The organism is Micromonospora sp. DT44 (assembly GCF_049841635.1).
Classification (GTDB): domain Bacteria; phylum Actinomycetota; class Actinomycetes; order Mycobacteriales; family Micromonosporaceae; genus Micromonospora.
On sequence record NZ_JBNCKS010000072.1, the window covers coordinates 1 to 18386 of the forward strand.

The 18386-nt window shown below is 70.7% G+C and carries 14 protein-coding genes; 9 read left to right on the plus strand and 5 right to left on the minus strand.

What is annotated here, in order from left to right; translation table 11 throughout:
* Positions 1-591: 591 nt before the first annotated feature.
* The 7 genes from ACLQ25_RS29040 (at position 592) to ACLQ25_RS29070 (ending at position 9030) form a co-directional block, all read left to right on the plus strand.
* A complete protein-coding gene (locus ACLQ25_RS29040) occupies positions 592-1617 on the plus strand; it encodes a LacI family DNA-binding transcriptional regulator (protein WP_425733954.1) in 1026 nt (341 codons plus the stop codon).
* Between the two features lie 86 nt (positions 1618-1703).
* Positions 1704-3008, plus strand: coding sequence for an ABC transporter substrate-binding protein (locus ACLQ25_RS29045; RefSeq protein WP_425733938.1), 1305 nt, complete (start codon positions 1704-1706; stop codon positions 3006-3008).
* Positions 3009-3075: 67 nt separating this feature from the next.
* The gene (locus tag ACLQ25_RS29050) at positions 3076-4044 is read left to right on the plus strand and encodes a carbohydrate ABC transporter permease (protein WP_357396696.1); all 969 of its coding nucleotides are present in this window, start codon (positions 3076-3078) and stop codon (positions 4042-4044) included.
* A gap of 1 nt (position 4045) precedes the next feature.
* A complete protein-coding gene (locus tag ACLQ25_RS29055) occupies positions 4046-4933 on the plus strand; it encodes a carbohydrate ABC transporter permease (protein WP_425733939.1) in 888 nt (295 codons plus the stop codon).
* Positions 4930-7170, plus strand: coding sequence for an alpha-xylosidase (gene yicI / locus ACLQ25_RS29060; protein WP_425733940.1), 2241 nt, complete (start codon positions 4930-4932; stop codon positions 7168-7170). The genes ACLQ25_RS29055 and yicI overlap by 4 nt, the downstream gene beginning before the upstream one ends.
* Positions 7167-8576, plus strand: coding sequence for a GH1 family beta-glucosidase (locus ACLQ25_RS29065; RefSeq protein ID WP_425733941.1), 1410 nt, complete (start codon positions 7167-7169; stop codon positions 8574-8576). The genes yicI and ACLQ25_RS29065 overlap by 4 nt, the downstream gene beginning before the upstream one ends.
* A 91-nt stretch (positions 8577-8667) precedes the next feature.
* Positions 8668-9030, plus strand: a complete 363-nt coding sequence (locus ACLQ25_RS29070; protein WP_425733942.1) for a VOC family protein — start codon at positions 8668-8670, stop codon at positions 9028-9030.
* Between the two features lie 11 nt (positions 9031-9041).
* Here ACLQ25_RS29070 and ACLQ25_RS29075 read toward each other — a convergent pair whose 3' ends face one another.
* Both ACLQ25_RS29075 and ACLQ25_RS29080 read right to left on the minus strand, forming a co-directional pair.
* A complete protein-coding gene (locus ACLQ25_RS29075; protein WP_425733955.1) occupies positions 9042-9635 on the minus strand; it encodes a nucleotidyltransferase family protein in 594 nt (197 codons plus the stop codon).
* Positions 9636-9806: 171 nt separating this feature from the next.
* Positions 9807-11516, minus strand: coding sequence for a bifunctional 3'-5' exonuclease/DNA polymerase (locus ACLQ25_RS29080; protein ID WP_425733956.1), 1710 nt, complete (start codon positions 11514-11516; stop codon positions 9807-9809).
* Positions 11517-11615: 99 nt separating this feature from the next.
* On the opposite strand from ACLQ25_RS29080, the gene ACLQ25_RS29085 reads away from it, so the two are divergent.
* Positions 11616-13340, plus strand: a complete 1725-nt coding sequence (locus ACLQ25_RS29085) for an ABC transporter ATP-binding protein (protein ID WP_425733957.1) — start codon at positions 11616-11618, stop codon at positions 13338-13340.
* Positions 13341-13390: 50 nt separating this feature from the next.
* Positions 13391-15082, plus strand: a complete 1692-nt coding sequence (locus ACLQ25_RS29090) for an ABC transporter ATP-binding protein (RefSeq protein WP_425733958.1) — start codon at positions 13391-13393, stop codon at positions 15080-15082.
* A 6-nt stretch (positions 15083-15088) separates the two neighbouring features.
* On the opposite strand, the gene ACLQ25_RS29095 is transcribed toward ACLQ25_RS29090, so the two are convergent.
* Genes ACLQ25_RS29095 through ngcE form a run of 3 tightly spaced genes read right to left on the minus strand, consistent with a single transcriptional unit; the run spans position 15089 to position 18384 of the window.
* Positions 15089-16018 carry a carbohydrate ABC transporter permease gene (locus tag ACLQ25_RS29095; protein ID WP_425733943.1) on the minus strand — a complete coding sequence of 310 codons (930 nt, stop codon included), beginning with the start codon at positions 16016-16018 and terminating at the stop codon, positions 15089-15091.
* On the minus strand, positions 16018-16926 hold the full coding sequence (locus tag ACLQ25_RS29100) for a carbohydrate ABC transporter permease (RefSeq protein WP_425733944.1): 909 nt from the start codon (positions 16924-16926) through the stop codon (positions 16018-16020). Before ACLQ25_RS29100 ends, ACLQ25_RS29095 begins: the two co-directional genes overlap by 1 nt.
* Positions 16927-16944: 18 nt before the next feature.
* The gene (ngcE, locus tag ACLQ25_RS29105; protein WP_355052755.1) at positions 16945-18384 is read right to left on the minus strand and encodes an N-acetylglucosamine/diacetylchitobiose ABC transporter substrate-binding protein; all 1440 of its coding nucleotides are present in this window, start codon (positions 18382-18384) and stop codon (positions 16945-16947) included.
* Positions 18385-18386 lie beyond the last annotated feature (2 nt).

Here is an 18386-nt window from a genome sequence, read left to right on the forward strand (position 1 = left end):
ACCAGCACCGCGACTACTCCACGCAGCCTGTCAATCCCCCCTGAACAGCCCAAACAGGATGAGACAAGCTCCAGGATGTAGTGGCCTACCGTCGCGCTGACACCACTAGATCCTGGATCGAGCGCGATCTTGCCGCGGCTGGACGGGCGAGGACCGCGCAGCGCCCAACCACTCGCGCCGATCTTGCACTTGCGGTTGACGAAGTGTTGAGGTTTGCGCGCTTTGTCGGCGCAGAAAGTGCAAGATCGCGGCGCCTCGCGCCTCGCGCCTCGCGCCTCGCGCCTCGCGCCCAAGATCCTCACAACATCACCGATGTTGCTGCTTCAGACGCGCCGGAGACAGCAACATCAGTGAAGTTGCTGCCCCTGGCACGCCGAGGCGCCCCCAGACACGTGGTCCACACAGCGCAGCCGCGCCCTGGCGGCATCTGTGGCTCGCCGGTGCCAGCTCGCCTGACTTCTTTTCGACATCGGCTATTGACGGTGCCGTAACACGTGACCTAGCGTCTGTCGAAACGTTTCGTCGAAACGCTTCGACGATCATCCGGAAGCGGTTCCACTCCCGGGCCGGAGGAGGTGCGCGGTGGCCACGATGCACGACGTCGCCCGCCTTGCGCAGGTCTCGGTGAGCACCGTGTCGTACGTGCTCACCGGCGCCCGGCCGATCTCCCAGGCCACCCGCGCCAAGGTGCTCGCGGCGATGGCCGAGCTGGACTACCAGCCCAACGCCATGGCTCGGGGGTTGGCCAGCCGGCGCAGCCGCATCCTGGGTCTGCTGATGCCGATGGACGAGCGTGGTCTGGGCGCCACCGAGACCGCGTTCGTCACCGGTGCCGCCGCCGCGGCCAGCGCGGTCGGCTACCACCTCGTGCTCTCGCCGGTCGGCGGCGGCGACCTCGACGACCTGCGACGGCTGGCCAGTCAGCGGATGCTCGACGGCGTTGTGCTGATGGAGGTGCAGCTCGCCGACGAGCGGGTCACGGTGCTCCAGGAGGCGGGAGTGCCGCTGGTGCTGATCGGGCGTACCGGCGACGCCGCCGGGCTCTCCTTCGTCGACATCGACTTCGACCAGACCGTGCGCGAGGCCGTCGCGCACCTGGTCGGCCTGGGGCACCGCCGGATCGTCTACGTCAACCACTCGGCGGCGACGCTGGCCAGCGGTTACGGCCCGGCGTTGCGTACCCGGGACGCGTTTGTCACGGCCATGACCGGCCACGGCCTGGAACCGATCATGATCCCGGCCGAGGACAGCGCCGCCGGCGGGCGGGCGGCGCTGGCCGCCGCGCTCGACCGGGCTCCGGAGCTGACCGCCCTGCTGGCGATGAACGAGACGGCGCTCTTCGGCATCCTCGGTGAGCTGACCGGGCGCGGACTGTCGGTGCCGGACGACGTGTCGGTGGTCTCGATGGTCACCTCGCCGCAGGTCGCCGAGTTGGCCACCCCGGCGTTGACCGCGATGACCTCGCCCGGGTCGACCCTGGGCCGGATCGCGATCGAGGCGCTGGTACGCCACCTGGACGGACCGGGGGACGAGCGCCACCAGCAACTGCTGCCGTGCTCGCTGGAGGTCCGGGGATCGACCGCGGCACCACGAGCAGAGCGACCCCATGGGGGCTGACCAGTAAAAACGGCCCGCCGCCGCGCGGCAACGCGACGACGGGCCCAGTGAGATACCGGGCTCGATACTCAACGAGGAGGATAGCAATGCAGCGATTCCGCCGGATCGTCGCGGCGATCGCCCTGGCGGCGACCGCGACGACCACCGTGGCCGCCTGCGGCGGCGGCGAGAGCGAGGACGACAGCGGGGCCAAGACCCTCAAGCTCTGGCACTACGAGAGCGAGAACAGCGCGATGGGGGTCGGCTGGAACAAGGCGATCGAGATCTTCAAGGCCGAGCACCCGGGCGTCGAGGTGCGTTTCGAGCGCAAGGCGTTCGAGCAGATCCAGCAGAACGCCGGCATGATCATCAACTCGTCCGAGGGCCCGGACATCATGGAGTACAACAAGGGCAACGCGACGGCCGGCCTGCTGTCGTCGCAGGGTCTGCTCACCGATCTGAGCGCCGAGGCCGACAAGCGCGGCTGGGCCGGCAAGCTCAGCCCCAGCCTCCAGACCACCGCCAAGTACAGCGACAAGGGCGTGATGGGGTCGGGCAACTGGTTCGGCGTGCCCAACTACGGCGAGTACGTCACGGTCTACTACAACAAGGACCTGTTCGACCGCAACGGCGTCAAGGTGCCGACCACGCTGGCCGAGATGACCACCGCGATGGACACCTTCGTCAGCAAGAAGATCACCCCGCTGGGCATGGCCGGCGCGGAGTACCCGGCCGGGCAGCTCTTCTACCAGTTGGCGCTCTCCAAGGCCGACCGGCAGTTCGTCGACAACTACCAGCTCTACAAGAACCCGGTCGACTTCAAGGCCGACCCGCTCAAGTACGGCGCGGACACGTTCGCCGAGTGGGTGCGCAAGGGCTACGTCGCCAAGGACTCGGCGAGCCTCAAGGCCGAGGACATGGGCACCGCGTTCATCGCCGGCAAGACCCCCATGATCGTCTCCGGTAGCTGGTGGTACGGCCGGTTCAAGACCGAGATGAAGGCCAACTGGGACACGTTCCTCTTCCCCGGCAACACCCTCAACGCCGGGTCGTCGGGCAACATCTGGGTGGTTCCGTCGAACAGCAAGGCCAAGAGCCTGGCGTACGACTTCATCGACATCACCCTGCGCCCGGAGATCCAGGACCTGATCGGCAACAACGGTGGCGTCCCGATCGCCGCCGACGCCTCGAAGATCAGCGACCCGAAGGACCGCAAGCTGATCGAGGACTTCAACACGGTCAGCAAGCAGGACGGCCTGGCCTTCTACCCGGACTGGCCGGTGCCCGGCTACTACGACGTGCTGGTCGGCGGCTTCCAGGGCCTGATCAACGGGTCGAAGTCCCCGGACCAGGTGCTCGACACGATCGCCAAGCCGTACGCCGATGGCGTCAAGGAGATCACCGGCAAGTGACACGGCGAGCGGCGGGCGCGACCGGCACGACCGGAGCGCCCGCCCGCACCGCCGGGAAGGATCTCCCATGGCAGTCTCCGAGACCGTCGCCGCCACCACCCCGACGGCGACACCCACCCCGCCCACGCCCCGCCGCCGACCTCGCGGCCGTGACGCGGCGTACTGGCTCTATCTGATCCCCGGGGCGGCGCTGTTCCTCCTGGTGATCGGCGCGCCGCTGGTCGGCACCGGTTACCTGTCGCTCACCAAGTGGTCGGGTATCGGCGACCCCACCTTCGTGGGGTTCGACAACTACCAGCGGCTGCTGGACGACGAGGTGTTCTGGGCCTCGTTCCGCAACACCGTGGCGATGATCGTCGCGATGGTGGTGCTGCCCACCCTGCTGGGGCTGCTGCTCGCCTCGGTGCTCTTCGACGTCATCGGCCGCCGGTTCCAGCCGCGTACCGCCGCCGGCCTGCGGGCCGCCTTCTACCTCCCGCAGGTGCTGCCGGTGGTGGTCGCCGGCATCGTGTGGGGCTGGATCCTGCGCCCCGACGGCGCGTTCAACAGCCTGCTCGACGCGGTCGGCCTCGGCGCGCTGCGCCACGACTGGCTCGGCGACCCGGACACGGCGCTGCCGGCCGTGATGGCGGTGATGATCTGGGTGCAGATCGGCTACCCGGTGGTCGTGTTCATGGCCGCGTTGCAGCGGGTGGACCCGGAGCTGTACGAGGCGGCCGAGGTCGACGGCGCGAACTGGCTGCACCGGTTCCGGGCGATCACCCTGCCGCAGATCCGGCCGGAGACCTTCGTGGTCGCTCTGACCTGCACCATCGCGGCGTTGAAGGTGTTCGGGCCGATCTTCGCGCTCACCCGGGGCGGCCCGGAGAACGCCACGAACGTGCCGTCCTACTTCGCCTACTACACCTTCTTCAAGAAGCTCCAGGTCGGCTACGGCTCGGCGATCTCCACGGTGCTCACACTGATCATCGTCGTGGTGGCCGGGGTCTTCATCTGGTGGCAGGCGCGCACCGAGCGCCGGGACCGGGGGTTCTGACATGGCCGCGACACTCACCCCGGCCCCGGCCCCGACGCCGGTCCGCCGGCACGCCCGCGACCGGCACCACCGCGGCGTCGGCCGCTGGGTCGTGCTCGCCCTGGTCACCGTCGGCGCGCTCGTCATGCTGGTGCCGTTCGCGTTCATGCTGCTCAACGCGTTCAAGTCGCCCGGTGACTATTCGTCGGCCGGGCCGCTGAGCTGGCCCAGCGAGTTCTACACGAAGGGCCTGCGGACGTACTGGAACGAGGTCGACTTCCCGCTCAAGCTGTGGAACTCGGCGCTCATCGCCGGTTCCGTGGCGGTGCTCGGCGTCCTCGTGTCCCTGCTGAACGCGTACGCCCTCGGCATCGGCCGGGTCCGTGGCCGACTGTGGATCGTCGGGCTGTTCCTGTTGGCCAACATGCTGCCGCAGGAGGCGCTGATCTACCCGCTGTACTACGTGGCGAAGGAGGTCGGCCTCTACAACACCCGGCTCGCGGTGATCATCATCTTCACCGTGATCCAGGGCGCTTTCGGCACGTACCTGCTGGCCTCGGTCCTGGGCACCTTCCCGCGCTCGCTGTTGGAGGCCGCCGCGCTGGACGGCGCGGGCAAGTGGACGGTGCTGTGGCGGGTGGTCTTCCCCAACCTGCGGCCCACCCTGGCCGTACTCCTCATCTTCTTCTTCATCTGGACCTGGAACGAGTTCCTCATCCCGCTGGTCATGCTGATCGACAACCAGACGCAGACCATCCCGGTCGCGCTCGCCTCGTTGCAGGGCGACCGACTGATGGACGCCCCGACGACGAACGCCGGCGCGCTGATCAGCCTCGTGCCGGCCATCCTCTTCTTCCTCATCTTCCAGCGCACCCTGGCGCGCGGCATCACGGCAGGAGCCGAGAAGTGAAGTTCACCGACGGGTACTGGCAACTGCGCCCGGGGGTCAGCGTGCTGCGCCCCGGCGCGGTGGAATCGGTCGAGCCGGACCAGAGCGGCTTCACCGTCTTCGCGCCGGCCGGTCAGATCACCGGTCGGGGCGACACCCTGAACCGGCCCGTCGTCACCGTCCGGTTCTTCTCTCCCGCGCCGGGCGTCATCGGGGTGACGATCGGTCACCACAGCGGCGGACTCCCCCGCGAGCCGCACTTCGGGTTGACCGCCGACAGCGCCCAGCCGGTCACCGTCGACATCACCGGCATCACCGCGTCGCTGACCACGGGCGAGCTGACCGCGCGGGTCGCGCTGGTCGACGGCTGGCGGGTCCAGTTCCGGCACGGCGACCGGCTGCTCACCGCGTCCACCGCGCGCAGCGTCGGAATCGTCACCGACGGCCAGGGCCGGCGGCACGTGCACGAGCGGCTCGCCCTCGGCGTCGGCGAGACGGTGTACGGGCTGGGCGAGCGCTTCGGCCCGTTCGTCAAGAACGGCCAGACCGTCGACATCTGGAACGCCGACGGTGGCACGGCCAGCGAGCAGGCGTACAAGAACGTGCCGTTCTATCTGAGCAGCGCCGGCTACGGGGTCTTCGTGGACCACCCGGAGCACGTGTCGTTCGAGGTCGGCTCGGAGGTCGTGGCGCAGAACCAGTTCAGCGTCGAGGGCCAGTCGCTCACCTACTACGTCATCGACGGGCCCACCCCGAAGGACGTGCTGCGCCGGTACACGGCGCTGACCGGCCGACCGGCCCGGGTGCCCGCCTGGTCGTACGGGCTGTGGCTGTCCACGTCGTTCACCACGTCGTACGACGAGAAGACCGTGACCGAGTTCGTCGACGGGATGGTCGAGCGGGACCTGCCGCTGTCGGTGTTCCACTTCGACTGCTTCTGGATGCGCCAGTTCCACTGGGTCGACTTCGTCTGGGACCCGGCGACCTTCCCCGATCCGGAGGGGATGCTGCGCCGCCTGCACGAACGCGACCTGAAGGTGTGCGTCTGGATCAACCCGTACATCGCGCAGCGCTCGTACCTCTTCGAGGAGGGCCGCCGGGCCGGCTACCTGGTCCGCAACCCGGACGGCTCGGTCTGGCAGTGGGACAAGTGGCAGGCCGGCATGGCGCTCGTCGACTTCACCAACCCGGACGCGGTCGCCTGGTTCACCGGCAAGCTCAAGGTCCTGCTGGACATGGGCGTCGACTGCTTCAAGACCGACTTCGGTGAGCGCATCCCCACCGACGTGGTGTGGCACGACGGCTCCGACCCGCAGCGGATGCACAACTACTACTCCTACCTCTACAACAAGGCCGTCTTCGAGCTGCTGGAGACCGAGCGCGGCGAGGGCGAGGCGGTGGTGTTCGCCCGCTCCGCCACGACGGGCGGACAGCAGTTCCCGGTGCACTGGGGTGGGGACTGCGAGGCGACGTTCGTCGCGATGGCGGAGTCGCTGCGCGGCGGGCTGTCCCTGGCGGCGTCCGGCTTCGGCTACTGGAGCCACGACATCGGCGGCTTCGAGGGCACCCCCGACCCGGCCGTGTTCAAGCGGTGGATCGCGTTCGGTCTGCTCTCGTCGCACTCCCGGCTGCACGGTTCCGGCTCGTACCGCGTCCCGTGGGCGTACGACGAGGAGGCCGTCGACGTGCTGCGACACTTCACCCGGCTCAAGCTCAGCCTGATGCCGTACCTGGCGGCGGCGGCCGAGGAGGCACACCGCGACGGAATCCCCATGATGCGTCCGATGATCGTGGAGTTCCCGGACGATCCGGCCGCCGCGTACCTGGACCGGCAGTACATGCTCGGCGCCGACCTGCTGGTCGCGCCGGTGCTCAGCGCCGACGGTCAGGTCACCTTCTACGTCCCGGCCGGGACCTGGACGCACCTGCTGACCGGCGCCCAGCTCACCGGTCCGGCCTGGGTGACCGAGAAGCACGAGTTCGACAGCCTGCCGGTGCTCGCCCGGCCGGGCGCGGTCATCGCGTTCGGCGCGCGCTCCGACCGGCCCGACTACGACTGGGCGGACGGTGTCCGCCTGTGTCTCTACGCTCCGGCCGAGGGGCAGCGGCGGCGGGTACGGATTCCGTCGCCCGCCCGGGGAGCCGGCGCGGAGTTCGAGGTAAGTTTCCGCGACGGCGTGGCCAGGGCGGAACTGGTGGCGGGTGAATCGTCGGCGTACCACTGTGTGGTGGCCGGGACGGAGGTGGCAGGACAGTGACGGCACATGCCTTCCCGGAGAGTTTCCTGTGGGGTTCGGCGACGGCGGCCTACCAGATCGAGGGCGCGGCCAGCGAGGACGGGCGGGGTCCGTCCATCTGGGACACCTACAGCCACACCCCGGGGCGGACGCTGAACGGCGACACCGGTGACGTGGCCGCCGACCACTACCACCGCTGGGCGCAGGACCTCGACCACGTCGCCGAGCTGGGCCTGGGGGCGTACCGCTTCTCGATCTCCTGGCCCCGGGTACAACCGGGCGGCTCCGGCCGGCTCAACCAGGCCGGCGTGGACTTCTACTCCCGGCTCGTCGACGGCCTGTTGGAGCGCGGCATCCGCCCGGTGGCGACCATGTACCACTGGGACCTGCCGCAGGAGCTGGAGGACGCCGGCGGGTGGCCGGTACGGGACACGGCGCTGCGCTTCGAGGAGTACGCGGCGGGGATCGTCGCCGCGCTCGGCGACCGGGTGCACACCTGGACGACGCTCAATGAGCCGTGGTGCTCGGCGTACCTGGGTTACGGCTCCGGCGTGCACGCGCCGGGTCGGACCGAGCCGGTGGCGGCGCTGGCGGCCGTACACCACCTGAACCTCGCGCACGGCCTGGCGGGTCGCGTGGTCCGGGAGACGGCGCCGGCCGCCGAGCTGTCGGTGACGCTGAACCTGCACGTCATCCGCCCGGCCTCGGACGCGACGGCGGACGTCGACGCGGCCCGCCGCATCGACGCGCTGGCCAACCGGGCGTTCCTCGGGCCGATGCTCAACGGGGCGTACCCGGCCGACCTGCTGGCCGACACGGCCGGCGTCACGGACTGGTCGTTCGTGCGCCACGGCGACGAGAAGGTGGCCGCCGTGCCGCTGGACGTGCTGGGCGTCAACTACTACTCCAGCACTCTGGTCCGCGCCTGGGACGGGCACTCGGCCCGCTCGGACGCCGACGGTCACGGCGCGTCGGCGCACTCGCCGTGGGTGGGCGCCGACGACGTCGACTTCCTGCCGCAGCCCGGCCCGTACACGGCGATGGGGTGGAACATCGACCCGCCGGCGCTGACCGAGCTGCTGCTGCGGCTCCAGCGCGAACATCCCGGCCAGCCCATGATGATCACCGAGAACGGCGCGGCGTTCGACGACGAGGTGGCGGCCGACGGACGGATCCACGACGACCTGCGGATCGACTACCTGCGTCGGCACATCGGCGCGATGGCCGAGGCCCGCGCGCAGGGCGCCGACGTGCGCGGCTACTTCGTCTGGTCGTTGCTGGACAACTTCGAGTGGGGTTACGGCTACGACCGCCGCTTCGGGATCATCCGGGTCGACTACGACACCCAGGAGCGCACCTGGAAGGACAGCGCGCACTGGTACCGACGCCTCGCCGCCACCGGCAATCTGGACCAGGCGAAGGACTGACCGCGACGCCGCTGTTCCGGCAGCCGCAAGCTGCCGAGATGAGTAGCGCCCTCAGTGGGAGCGGCTGCACGTCGTCGCTATGGTCGATGTCGTGGAGACACTGGGGCGACTTGCCGGAGTCACGGTCGACTGCCGGGATCCGCAGCGATTGGCTGACTTCTGGTCCGAGGTGCTTGGCGGACGCGTGACGGAGTCTCTCCCCGGCTGGCGGCGCGTCAGTGTCGCCGGGGGCGGCCCGGTGCTGACATTCCAGCCGGTCCCGGAGCCCAAGGCCGGCAAGACGCGACTACACCTCGACATCGCCGTTACCGACGTTGACGAAGCGGTCGATCGGATCGGGATGTTGGGCGGGCGGTGGACAGGTGAACGGCATGACTACCAAGAGGGCGCAGTCCTCGTCATGACCGACCCGGAGGACAACGAGTTCTGCGTCGTGCAGCATTACCAGGTGTGATGCCCGGTCACCTACACCCCGACGCGCTGCGGCGGGACGGTGAGGCCGTAGAGCTCCATCAACTCCGGGCTGTCGACCCGGCTGCCGTCGGCCACCGAGTCGCAGGCGATGTCGACGATCTGGTCCTTGTGCGCCAGCAGGTACGGCCGCGCGCCCACGTCGGCACTGGCCAGGGTGGCGATGCCGGACCAGTGTCGGCGGCCGAACAGCATCGGGTAGCCGCGCAGCCCGTCGTAGGTGGCGCAGACCAGCACGTCCGGGTACGGCAGCGCGGCCACCCGGCGTACGGCCACCGCGGTCAGGCCGGGCATGTCGACCGGCACCACCACCACCGCCTCGATACCCGCGTCGTCCATCGCGGCCAGGCCGGCGCGGATGGACGAGCCCACCCCGGTGCCCCACGCCTTGTTGACCACCACAGTGGCCTTGCCCAGGTCGGCGGTCTCCTGGACCTGGTCGGCCGCGGCGCCCAGGACGACCACGATCTGCCCGCAGCCCGCCTCGGTCATCGTGTCGATCATCTGGTTGACCAGCGGCTTCTCGCCCTGGTGCAGCAGCGCCTCGGGACCGCCGATACGGCGTCCACCACCTGCGGCGATGATCATTCCTGCGATCCGGTTCAGCTGGGCCCCCTCAAGCACGGGACCGACCGTGACCGGCCGGCCCCTCCTACGGACACTGCAACGAGGAGAGCCGCGCACGGGTGGCGGGGCGAAAAGGGAAAATAGTGCAACCGTTACGCAACGGACCTCTACCGAACCCAGCGGCCCGGCCGCTCAGGTGGCGTCGGCGTAGCAGTCAACTATGGACAGGTCGAGCGGGAAGCGCACCGGAGTCTCGCCGAACAGCAGCGCGGTGGCCCGCTCGCCCGCCCGGTTCACCGCCGCCGCCACCGTCTCGGCCTGCTCGGCGGGACAGTGCGCCACCACCTCGTCGTGCTGGAAGAAGACCATCTCGGCGTCGGTGCCGGCCAACTCGGCGCGCAGGGTGGCCAGCAGCGTGGAGGCCCACTCCGCGGCGGTGGCCTGGATGACGAAGTTGCGGGTGAACCGTCCCCGGGACCGCGCGGCACGCGCCCGCGGGCTCTGCCGGTCAGCGGCGGCGTCCGGGTCGATCGGCCCCTCGTCCGGGTCGACGGGCCCCACGCCACCCGGCGGGCACGTCCGACCCAACCAGGACCGCACGAGGCCGCCCGCCTCGCCGGTACGCGCCGCCGCCTCCACATAGCCGAACGCCGTCGGATAGCTGTGTCTCAGCACCGCCAACGCGGGCACCGCCGCCCCGCCGGTCTGCCCGTACATGGCGCCCAGCAACGCCACCTTGGCCCGGGGACGGTCACCGCCGAACGACTCCCGCGCCAGCGCGGCATAGAGGTCGCCGGCCCCACCCGCCGCCGCCAACCGCGCGTCCCCGGAGACTGCGGCCAGGACGCGGGGCTCCAACTGGCCGGCGTCGGCCACCACCAGCCGCCAGCCCGGGTCGGCCACCACCGCCCGACGGATCACCTTGGGGATCTGCAACGCGCCACCGCCACGGGTCGCCCAGCGGCCAGAGACGACCCCGCCCGGCACGTACTCCGGCTGGAACCGCCCGTCACGCACCCACTGCTCACGCCAGGACCAGCCGTGCGCCGTCCAGATCCGGTACAGCTCCTTGTATTCGAGCACCAGCGGCACCGCCGGATGGTCCACGCCGCGCAGCACCCAGGCCCGGGTGTTGGGCAGCTCCACGCCGGCCCGGGCGAACGCCCGGAGCAACTCGGCCGGGGAGTCGGCGTGCAGCCGCCGGACGCCGAACGCGTCGGCGATCCGGGCCGCCAACTCGGCCAACCGGCGCGGCGGCCCGCCGACCGGCGACGGCTCACCCAGCAGCTCAGCGAGGATCTCGTCGTGCACGTCGGCGCGCCAGGGCAGCCCGGCGGCACCCATCTCGGCAGCGATCAGGGCGCCAGCCGACTCGGCGGCCACCAGCAACCGGAACCGGCCGGGGTGCTCGGTCCTCAAGACCCGGGCGAGCTGATCGGCGTACACCTGGGTCAGTGCCTCGATGCCCGGGCCCGGCGGGCCCGGCAGCGTGTCGAAGAGCGCGCCCTGGCCGTGCCCGGGCGGCGCGGCGGCACGCGGCGGTGGATCGGCCGGCACCGGCCCGCCGGTCAGGCGGGCCCAGGCGGCGGCCAGCGCGCGGGGCTCGCCCCACCGGCCGGCGTGCCCGAGCAGCAACGCCTCGGTCAACTCCACGTCGTGGCACCGCTCGACCCGCACCCCGGCCCGCAGCAGCGCCGGGTAGATCGTGCCCGCGCTCGCCCAGACCCAGCGCGGGCGCGCGACCGCCTCCCGGGCGGCCACCGCGGACGCGAGGTCGGTGACGGTCTCGGTCGGGCCGGCGGGGCGGCCGGCGGCGTCGAGCGGGCACAGCTCTCCCCCGCCCCGCTCATCTGCCACCACCGCCACCAGCACGAATGTGATTCTGCCTTCCCCCTCCGACAGGAAAACGGGTCGGTGGGTCGGCCCGCCGCTCGGTAGCGTTACCGAGTGCCCGTCCAGATCCCGCACTCCGACCCTGGCACCCCCGACACCCGTGGTCCGATGCGGTACCTGTGGTGGCTGGTGCGTCGCCAACCCGCCCGGGTGCTGCGCGGCAGCCTGCTCGGCACAGCCTGGATGGTCGGGCTGTCGGTCCGGCCCTACCTGATCGCCCGCGCCGTCGACGACGGGCTGCGCGACCGCGACACCCGCGCCCTGATCCTGTGGGTCGCGGCGATCGTCGTGGCGGGAGTGGGGTTGTCGTACCTGGGGATCATGCGGCACCGCACGATGACCTTCATCCGGGAGGACGCCAAGGCCCGCTCCGCCGAGGTGCTGCTGCGGCACCTGTCCCGGGTCGGCGCGGCGCTGCCGCGGCGCTCGGCCACCGGTGAGGTGGCCACCGTCGGCGGGTCCGACATCGAGTGGTCGGCGCAGGTGCTGACGCTGACCGGTCCCGGGGTCGGGGCGGTCGTCGCGTACGGGGTCATCGCCGTGGTGCTCTGGTCGATCTCCCCGCTGCTGGCGCTCTGTGTGCTGGTGGGGGTGCCGGCGGTCGCGCTCGTCGTCGGGCCGCTGCTGCGCCGGCTCGAACAGGCGGAGTCGGTCTACCGAGGGCAGCAGGGCGCGCTGACCGCCCGGTCTGGCGACATCGTGGCCGGGCTTCGGGTGCTCGCCGGGGTGGGTGGCCGGGACCTCTTCGCCCGCCGGTACGCGGCGCGATCGCAGGCCCTGCGCGCCGAGGGCTACCGCGTCGGAGCGGTGATCAGTTGGATCGACGCGGCGACGGTCGCCATCCCCGGCCTCTTCCTGGCGGCGGTGGTGTGGCTCACCGCACGGATGGCCGTCACCGGCGACGTCACGGTCGGCGAGCTCGTCGCCGTCTACGGCTACGTGGCGACGCTGATCGTGCCGGTCTGGTTCCTGTTGGAGGGCAGTCACCAGCTCATCCGGGGTCGGGTCGCCGCCCGACGGATCGCCGGCCTGCTCCGGCTCGCCCCGGACGACGTCGGTGGGCCGGGCCGCCGGTGGCCGGCCGGTGTCCCCGGCGCCCGCGACCCGCACGCCGTTCCCGCACCGACCGGCACCGCCAACCTGCACGACCCGTCGACCGGGCTGACCGTCCGGGCCGGGCGGCTGACCGCGGTGGCCGCCGACGACCCGGCGGAGGCCGTGGCGCTGGCGGACCGGCTCGGCCGGTACGTCACCAGCGACGTCACCTGGGGCGGCGTACCGCTGACCGCAGTCGCCCTGGACGAGGTCCGGGCCCGGATCCTGGTCGCCGACCACGATTCGTACCTCTTCGCCGGCACGCTGCGCGACGTGCTGAGTTCCGGGGCCGACGACGCCGAGATCCGCGCCGCCCTGCGGACCGCGTCGGCCGACGACATCGTCGACGCCCTGCCGGCCGGGCTGGACACCCCGCTGGACGCCCGGGCCCGGACGCTGTCCGGCGGTCAACGCCAACGGGTACGGCTGGCCCGGGCGCTGCTCGCCGAGCCGGAGGTGCTGATCCTCGTCGACCCCACCTCGGCCGTGGACGCGCACACCGAGGCCCGGATCGCCGAGCGGCTACGGACCGCGCGGGCCGGGCTGACCACGGTTGTGTTCGCCACGTCGCCGCTGCTGCTCGGCCGCGCCGACGAGGTCGCGCACCTGAGCGAGGGCCGGATCACCGCCACCGGCACCCACGACGGCCTGCTCGAATACGTCCCCGGTTACCGGCACCTGGTGGCCCGGGGCAGCGATGACGAGCAGCACTCCGACGCTGAGGAGGCGTACCAGTGAGCCGCCTGCCGGTCGCGGACCGCGGCACCGTACGCCGCGCCCTGCGGGACATGATCAGCAGACATCGCCGGGCGGTCGGCGTCGTGCTGGCGCTGCACGGCGCCGCCGCGCTCGTCGGGCTGGCCCCGCCCTGGCTGCTGGGCACCATCGTCGACCGGGTCACGGCGGGCGCGGGCGTGGCGACGGTGGACCGGTTGGCCCTGGCGATCGCCGGCTGCGTCGTGGTTAGCGCGCTGCTCGCCCGCTACGCCCAGTACGCCGGTCACCGCTTCGGCGAACGCGCCGTCGCCGAGCTGCGCGAACAGTTCGTCGACCGGACGCTCGCCCTGCCCGTGTCGGTTGTGGAGCGGGCCGGCGCCGGGGACCTGGCGACCCGCAGCTCGGTGGACGTGGCGACCGTCGGCACCACGGTCCGGGACGTGGCGCCCACCATCGTCATCGCCTCGGTGCAGTTGACGTTGCTGTTCGGCGCGGTCTTCCTGCTGCACCCCCTGCTCGGGCTCGCGGCGCTGGCCGGTCTGCCGTCGATCGTGGCGGCGACCCGGTGGTACCTGCGGCGGGCCAGCTCCGCGTATCTCACCGAGGGCGCGGAGGCGGCCGAGCTGACCGAGGCGTTGACCACGACCGCCGAGGGCGCCCGCACGGTCGAGGCGCTGCGGCTGGCCGACGACCGCGTCCGGTACGGCACCGCCCGCGTCGCCCGGGTGTGGCAGGCCCGCCGGGCGACGCTCGCGCTGCGTACCGTGTTCTTCTCGGTGGTCGAGGCCAGCTATCCCCTGCCGATCGCCCTGGTCCTCCTGGTTGGCGGCTATCTACTCTCCGCCGACCTGGTGTCCCTCGGGTCGGTGATCGCCGCCGCGCTCTACCTGCAACAGGCCATCGACCCGCTGGACCGGTTGTTGCAGTGGACCGAGCAGGCGCAACGGGGATTCGCGTCGTACGCCCGGGTCCTCGGGGTCGGGCTGGTCCCGCCCGAGTCGCCCGGCGGCACCGCCACGTCGCGGGGCGAGCGCCTCGTCGTGACCGAGGCGCGGTTCTCGTACGCCGACGGCCACGACGTGCTGCACGGCATCGACCTGGAGGTGCGGCCCGGCGAACGGTTGGCGATCGTCGGCCCGTCGGGCGCGGGCAAGTCGACGCTGGCCCGGCTGCTCGCCGGGATCGACGCGCCCCGGCAGGGCGTCGTCAGCATCGGCGGTTGCCCGGTCACCGACCTGGACCCGGCCGAACGACGACGGCGGATCGCCCTGGTCACTCAGGAGCACCACGTCTTCATCGGCTCGGTCCGCGACAACCTCGCGTTCGCCGCCCCGGACGCCACCGACGATCAGATGCGCGCCGCGCTCGCCACGGTGGGCGCCGACTGGTTCGACGCGCTGCCCGACGGTCTGGGAACGGCGCTCGGCGATGGCGCCCGGCAGCTCGGCGCGGCCGAGGCCCAGCAGGTGGCGCTGGCCCGGTTGGTGCTCGCCGACCCGCACACGCTGATCCTGGACGAGGCGACCGCGGCCCTCGACCCGAGCACCGCCCGGCGGACCGAGCGGGCCCTCGCGGCGGTGCTCGTCGGGCGGACGGTCATCGCCATCGCGCACCGGCTGAACACCGCGCACGACGCCGACCGGGTGGCCGTCCTGGCGGACGGCCGGATCACCGAGATCGGTAGCCACGACGACCTGTTGGCGGCCGGCGGGGCGTACGCGGCGCTCTGGCGCTCGTGGCACGCCCGCGCCGACGCGCGGTGACCGGAGTTACTTGACCGCGCCGGAGGTGAGGCCCGCCTGGATCTGCCGCTGGAACACCGCGTACACGATGATCATCGGAAGGATGGCGATGGTCAGGGCGGCGAACAGCCCGGACCAGTCGGCTTCGTAGCCGGCGTTGACCGAGATGTCGGCGATGCCCTGGGTGAGCACCCACTTGTCCTTGGCGTTGGAGAGCAGCACCAACGGGAGCTGGTACTGCGCCCACTGCCCGATGATGTTGAAGATCGCCACGCTGATCAGGCCCGGCTTCGCCATCGGCATCATGACCTGGAAGAACAGCCGGGTGTGCCCAGCGCCGTCGATCATCCCCGCCTCGGCCACCGAGGTTGGCAGCGTCTTGAAGAACGCGGCCAGGAAGAAGATCGTGAACGGCAGCGAGTAGGCGATGTAGACCAGGATGACGCCCTGGTAGGTGTCCAGCATGCCGAGCTGCTTCACCACGAAGAAAAGCGGCACCAGGGCCAGGAACACCGGGAACGCCAGCCCCGAGACGAACAGGTAGTAGATCGCCCGGTTGCCCCAGAACTTGTAGCGCGCCAGCACGTACGCGGCCATCGAGCCGAGCAGCATGGTGCCGAAGGTGCTGCACGCGACCACGAAGACGCTGTTGAGGAAGTACCGGCCGACGTTCGCCTTGGTCCACGCCCGGCCGAAGTTCTCCCAGCGCAGCTCGGCTGGCAGGGTCCACGGGCTGCTGAAGATCTCGCTGGTGTTCTTGAACGCGGCGAGGAACGTCCACAGGATCGGGACGATCACGATCACCGCCCACACGGCGAGCGCGATGTGCCCGAGGCTGGCGAAGAGCCGTACCTCCGAACGAGGGCTCCTGCCCCGCCGGCCGTCGGTCGCGGACGGATCGCCGGTCTTCGGCGGTAGCGCCGCCGGCGTCGGCGGCAGCGTCGACTGCGGGTTCATCAGTACTCCACGCTTTCCCGCTTGGTGAGCCGCAGCGTCAGCGCCGCGAACGTGAGGGTGAGGAAGAACAGCGCCACGCCCATCGCGGAGGCGTAGCCGTACTTCGAGTAGACGAACGCGTTGCGGTAGATCTCCATGGCCAGCACGGTGGTGGCGCCGTCCGGGCCACCGCCGTCCACCGAGAGCACGGCCACGATGGCGAACGCGTCGAACGCCGCGATGCCCAGGTACACCCACGCGACCTGGAGCGTGTCCCAGAGCAGCGGCAGGGTGACCCGGAAGAACAGCGTCACCTTCGACGCGCCGTCCATCTCCGCGGCCTCGTAGATCTCGCCCGGGATGGAGGCCATCCCGGCCGAGAAGAGCACCACGTAGAAGCCGACGGCCTGCCAGACCAGCACCGCGAGGATCGACCAGAGGGCCAGGTTCGGCCTGATGAGGAAGAGGATCGGCTCCAGGCCGAACTTCATCAGCACGCCGTTGATCAGGCCGGACTCGTTCGGCCGGTAGACCATCTGGAACAGCACCGCGATGATCGCCACCGCCAGGACCTGGGGGAAGAAGAACACCACCCGGTAGAACTTCGCCCCCCAGACCCCCTGGCGTTGACCGCCACTGCTCTTGCCGCCCACGTTGAGCAGGAAGGCGAAGAACAGCGCGATGGCGATGGTGATCAGCGGCAGGGCAAGCAGCAGTACGCCGTGGTGCTGGACCGCCTTCCAGAAGGCGCCGTCGTCGAGCAGCTTCCGGTAGTTGTCGAAGCCCACCCACTGCGGGGCGGAGAGCCCTCGCCAGTTGGTCATCGAGATCTGGAACGCCTGCGCGTACGGCCAGATCACGAATGTCACGTACAGCGTGACCGGGAGGAACAGGAACCCGACCACGAAGGGATACTTGCCGTGCCGCATGACCCTAGCTCCGATCGATCAGCGCTTGAACTTGGCGACCGAGCTGTCCTTCTTGATCGCGTCGGCGCGCTTCTGGATCCGCTCCACGAAGGCATCCGCGTTGATCCGGCCGAACATCAGCTCGTTGGTGGCGCTGCGCGCCTCCGTGTCGAGCTCCTTGTACCAGCCGTCGAAGTACAGGTTGAACACGTCCTGGCCGGCCGCCTTGAGCGCGGCCTGCGAGCTGGCCACACCGGGCGGGAAGGCGAAGCCCTCCGAACCGGCGGTGACCACGGTCGGGGCCTTGACCACCTCGGTGAAGCCCTTCGCGCCCTCCTTGGACAGCATCTGGCGCATGTACTCCAGACCGCCCTTGGGGTTCTTGCTCTTGGCCGAGACGAAGTAGCCCTCGCCCGCGGTCGCCCGCAGCGCGGTGGCCGGCAGCTTGTCCGACGCGGTGAGGCTCGGCACCGGCATGAGCTGGTAGTCGAAGCCGGCCGGGGTGTCCTGCTTCTGCTCGCCCTCCAGCCAGTCACCACTGGGGTACAGGGCCACCTTGTACTGGTTCTGCCGCAGCTGCACGTCGGTGTGCTTGAGCCCCTCGAAGCTCTTGTCGCTGAACTTCGCCCCGACCTCGGCCCACGCCGCGGCGGCCTGCTTGACCGCGTCCTGCTTCCAGGCGCCGTCCTCCAGGTTGTCGATGTTCTTCAGCACGTCCGTGCCACCGATCTTGGCGGCCTGGGTGAGGATCACGTTCCACTGGTAGTAGGCCGCGTTCGCGCCCGCGTACCCGTACGGCGTGATGCCCTTGGCCTTGATGGCGGTGAGCAGCTTGATGAAGTCGTCCCAGGTCTTCGCCGGGGCCCAGCCGTTGTCCTTGAACAGCTTGGCCGAGTACCAGATGCCGAAGACGGTGGAGACGTAGTACAGCACGTACGGCTTGCCGTTGAACGAGCCCGCCTCGACGGTGCCCGGCACCACGGTGTCGCGGACCTTCTTGGCCGGGTCGTCGACCGACGGGGCGTCCCACAGCTCGGTGAGGTCCTGGAGCTGACCGTCGGCGACCAGCGAGCCGAAGTCGATCAGCTTCTCGCCCGAGTTGTTGACGAACTCCGGCGGGTTGCCGGACGCGAACCGCGGCTGGAGCACCGTGGAGACGGCCTGCGTGGACTGGTGCTTGATCTCCGCCTTCGGGAACGCCTTCTTGTACAGCGGCTCGTGCACGTCGGTCGCGTACTTCTCGCCGTAACCGCCGTTGAAGATGATCACCTCGATGGGAGCGTCTTCCTTGACGCCCAGCGGGTTCTTCTCGCTCTTGGTGCCTTCGGCGGCCTTCTCATTGTCCTTGTCACCGCCGCTGCTCGTCGCGCAGGCGCTGAGCAGGCCGATGGCCGGGGTGGCGAGCATGCCCACGGCGGCGGCGCGACGCAGCACCGTGCGGCGGTCGAGCGCGGCCGGGTGCTCGGGGGTAATCGACATCG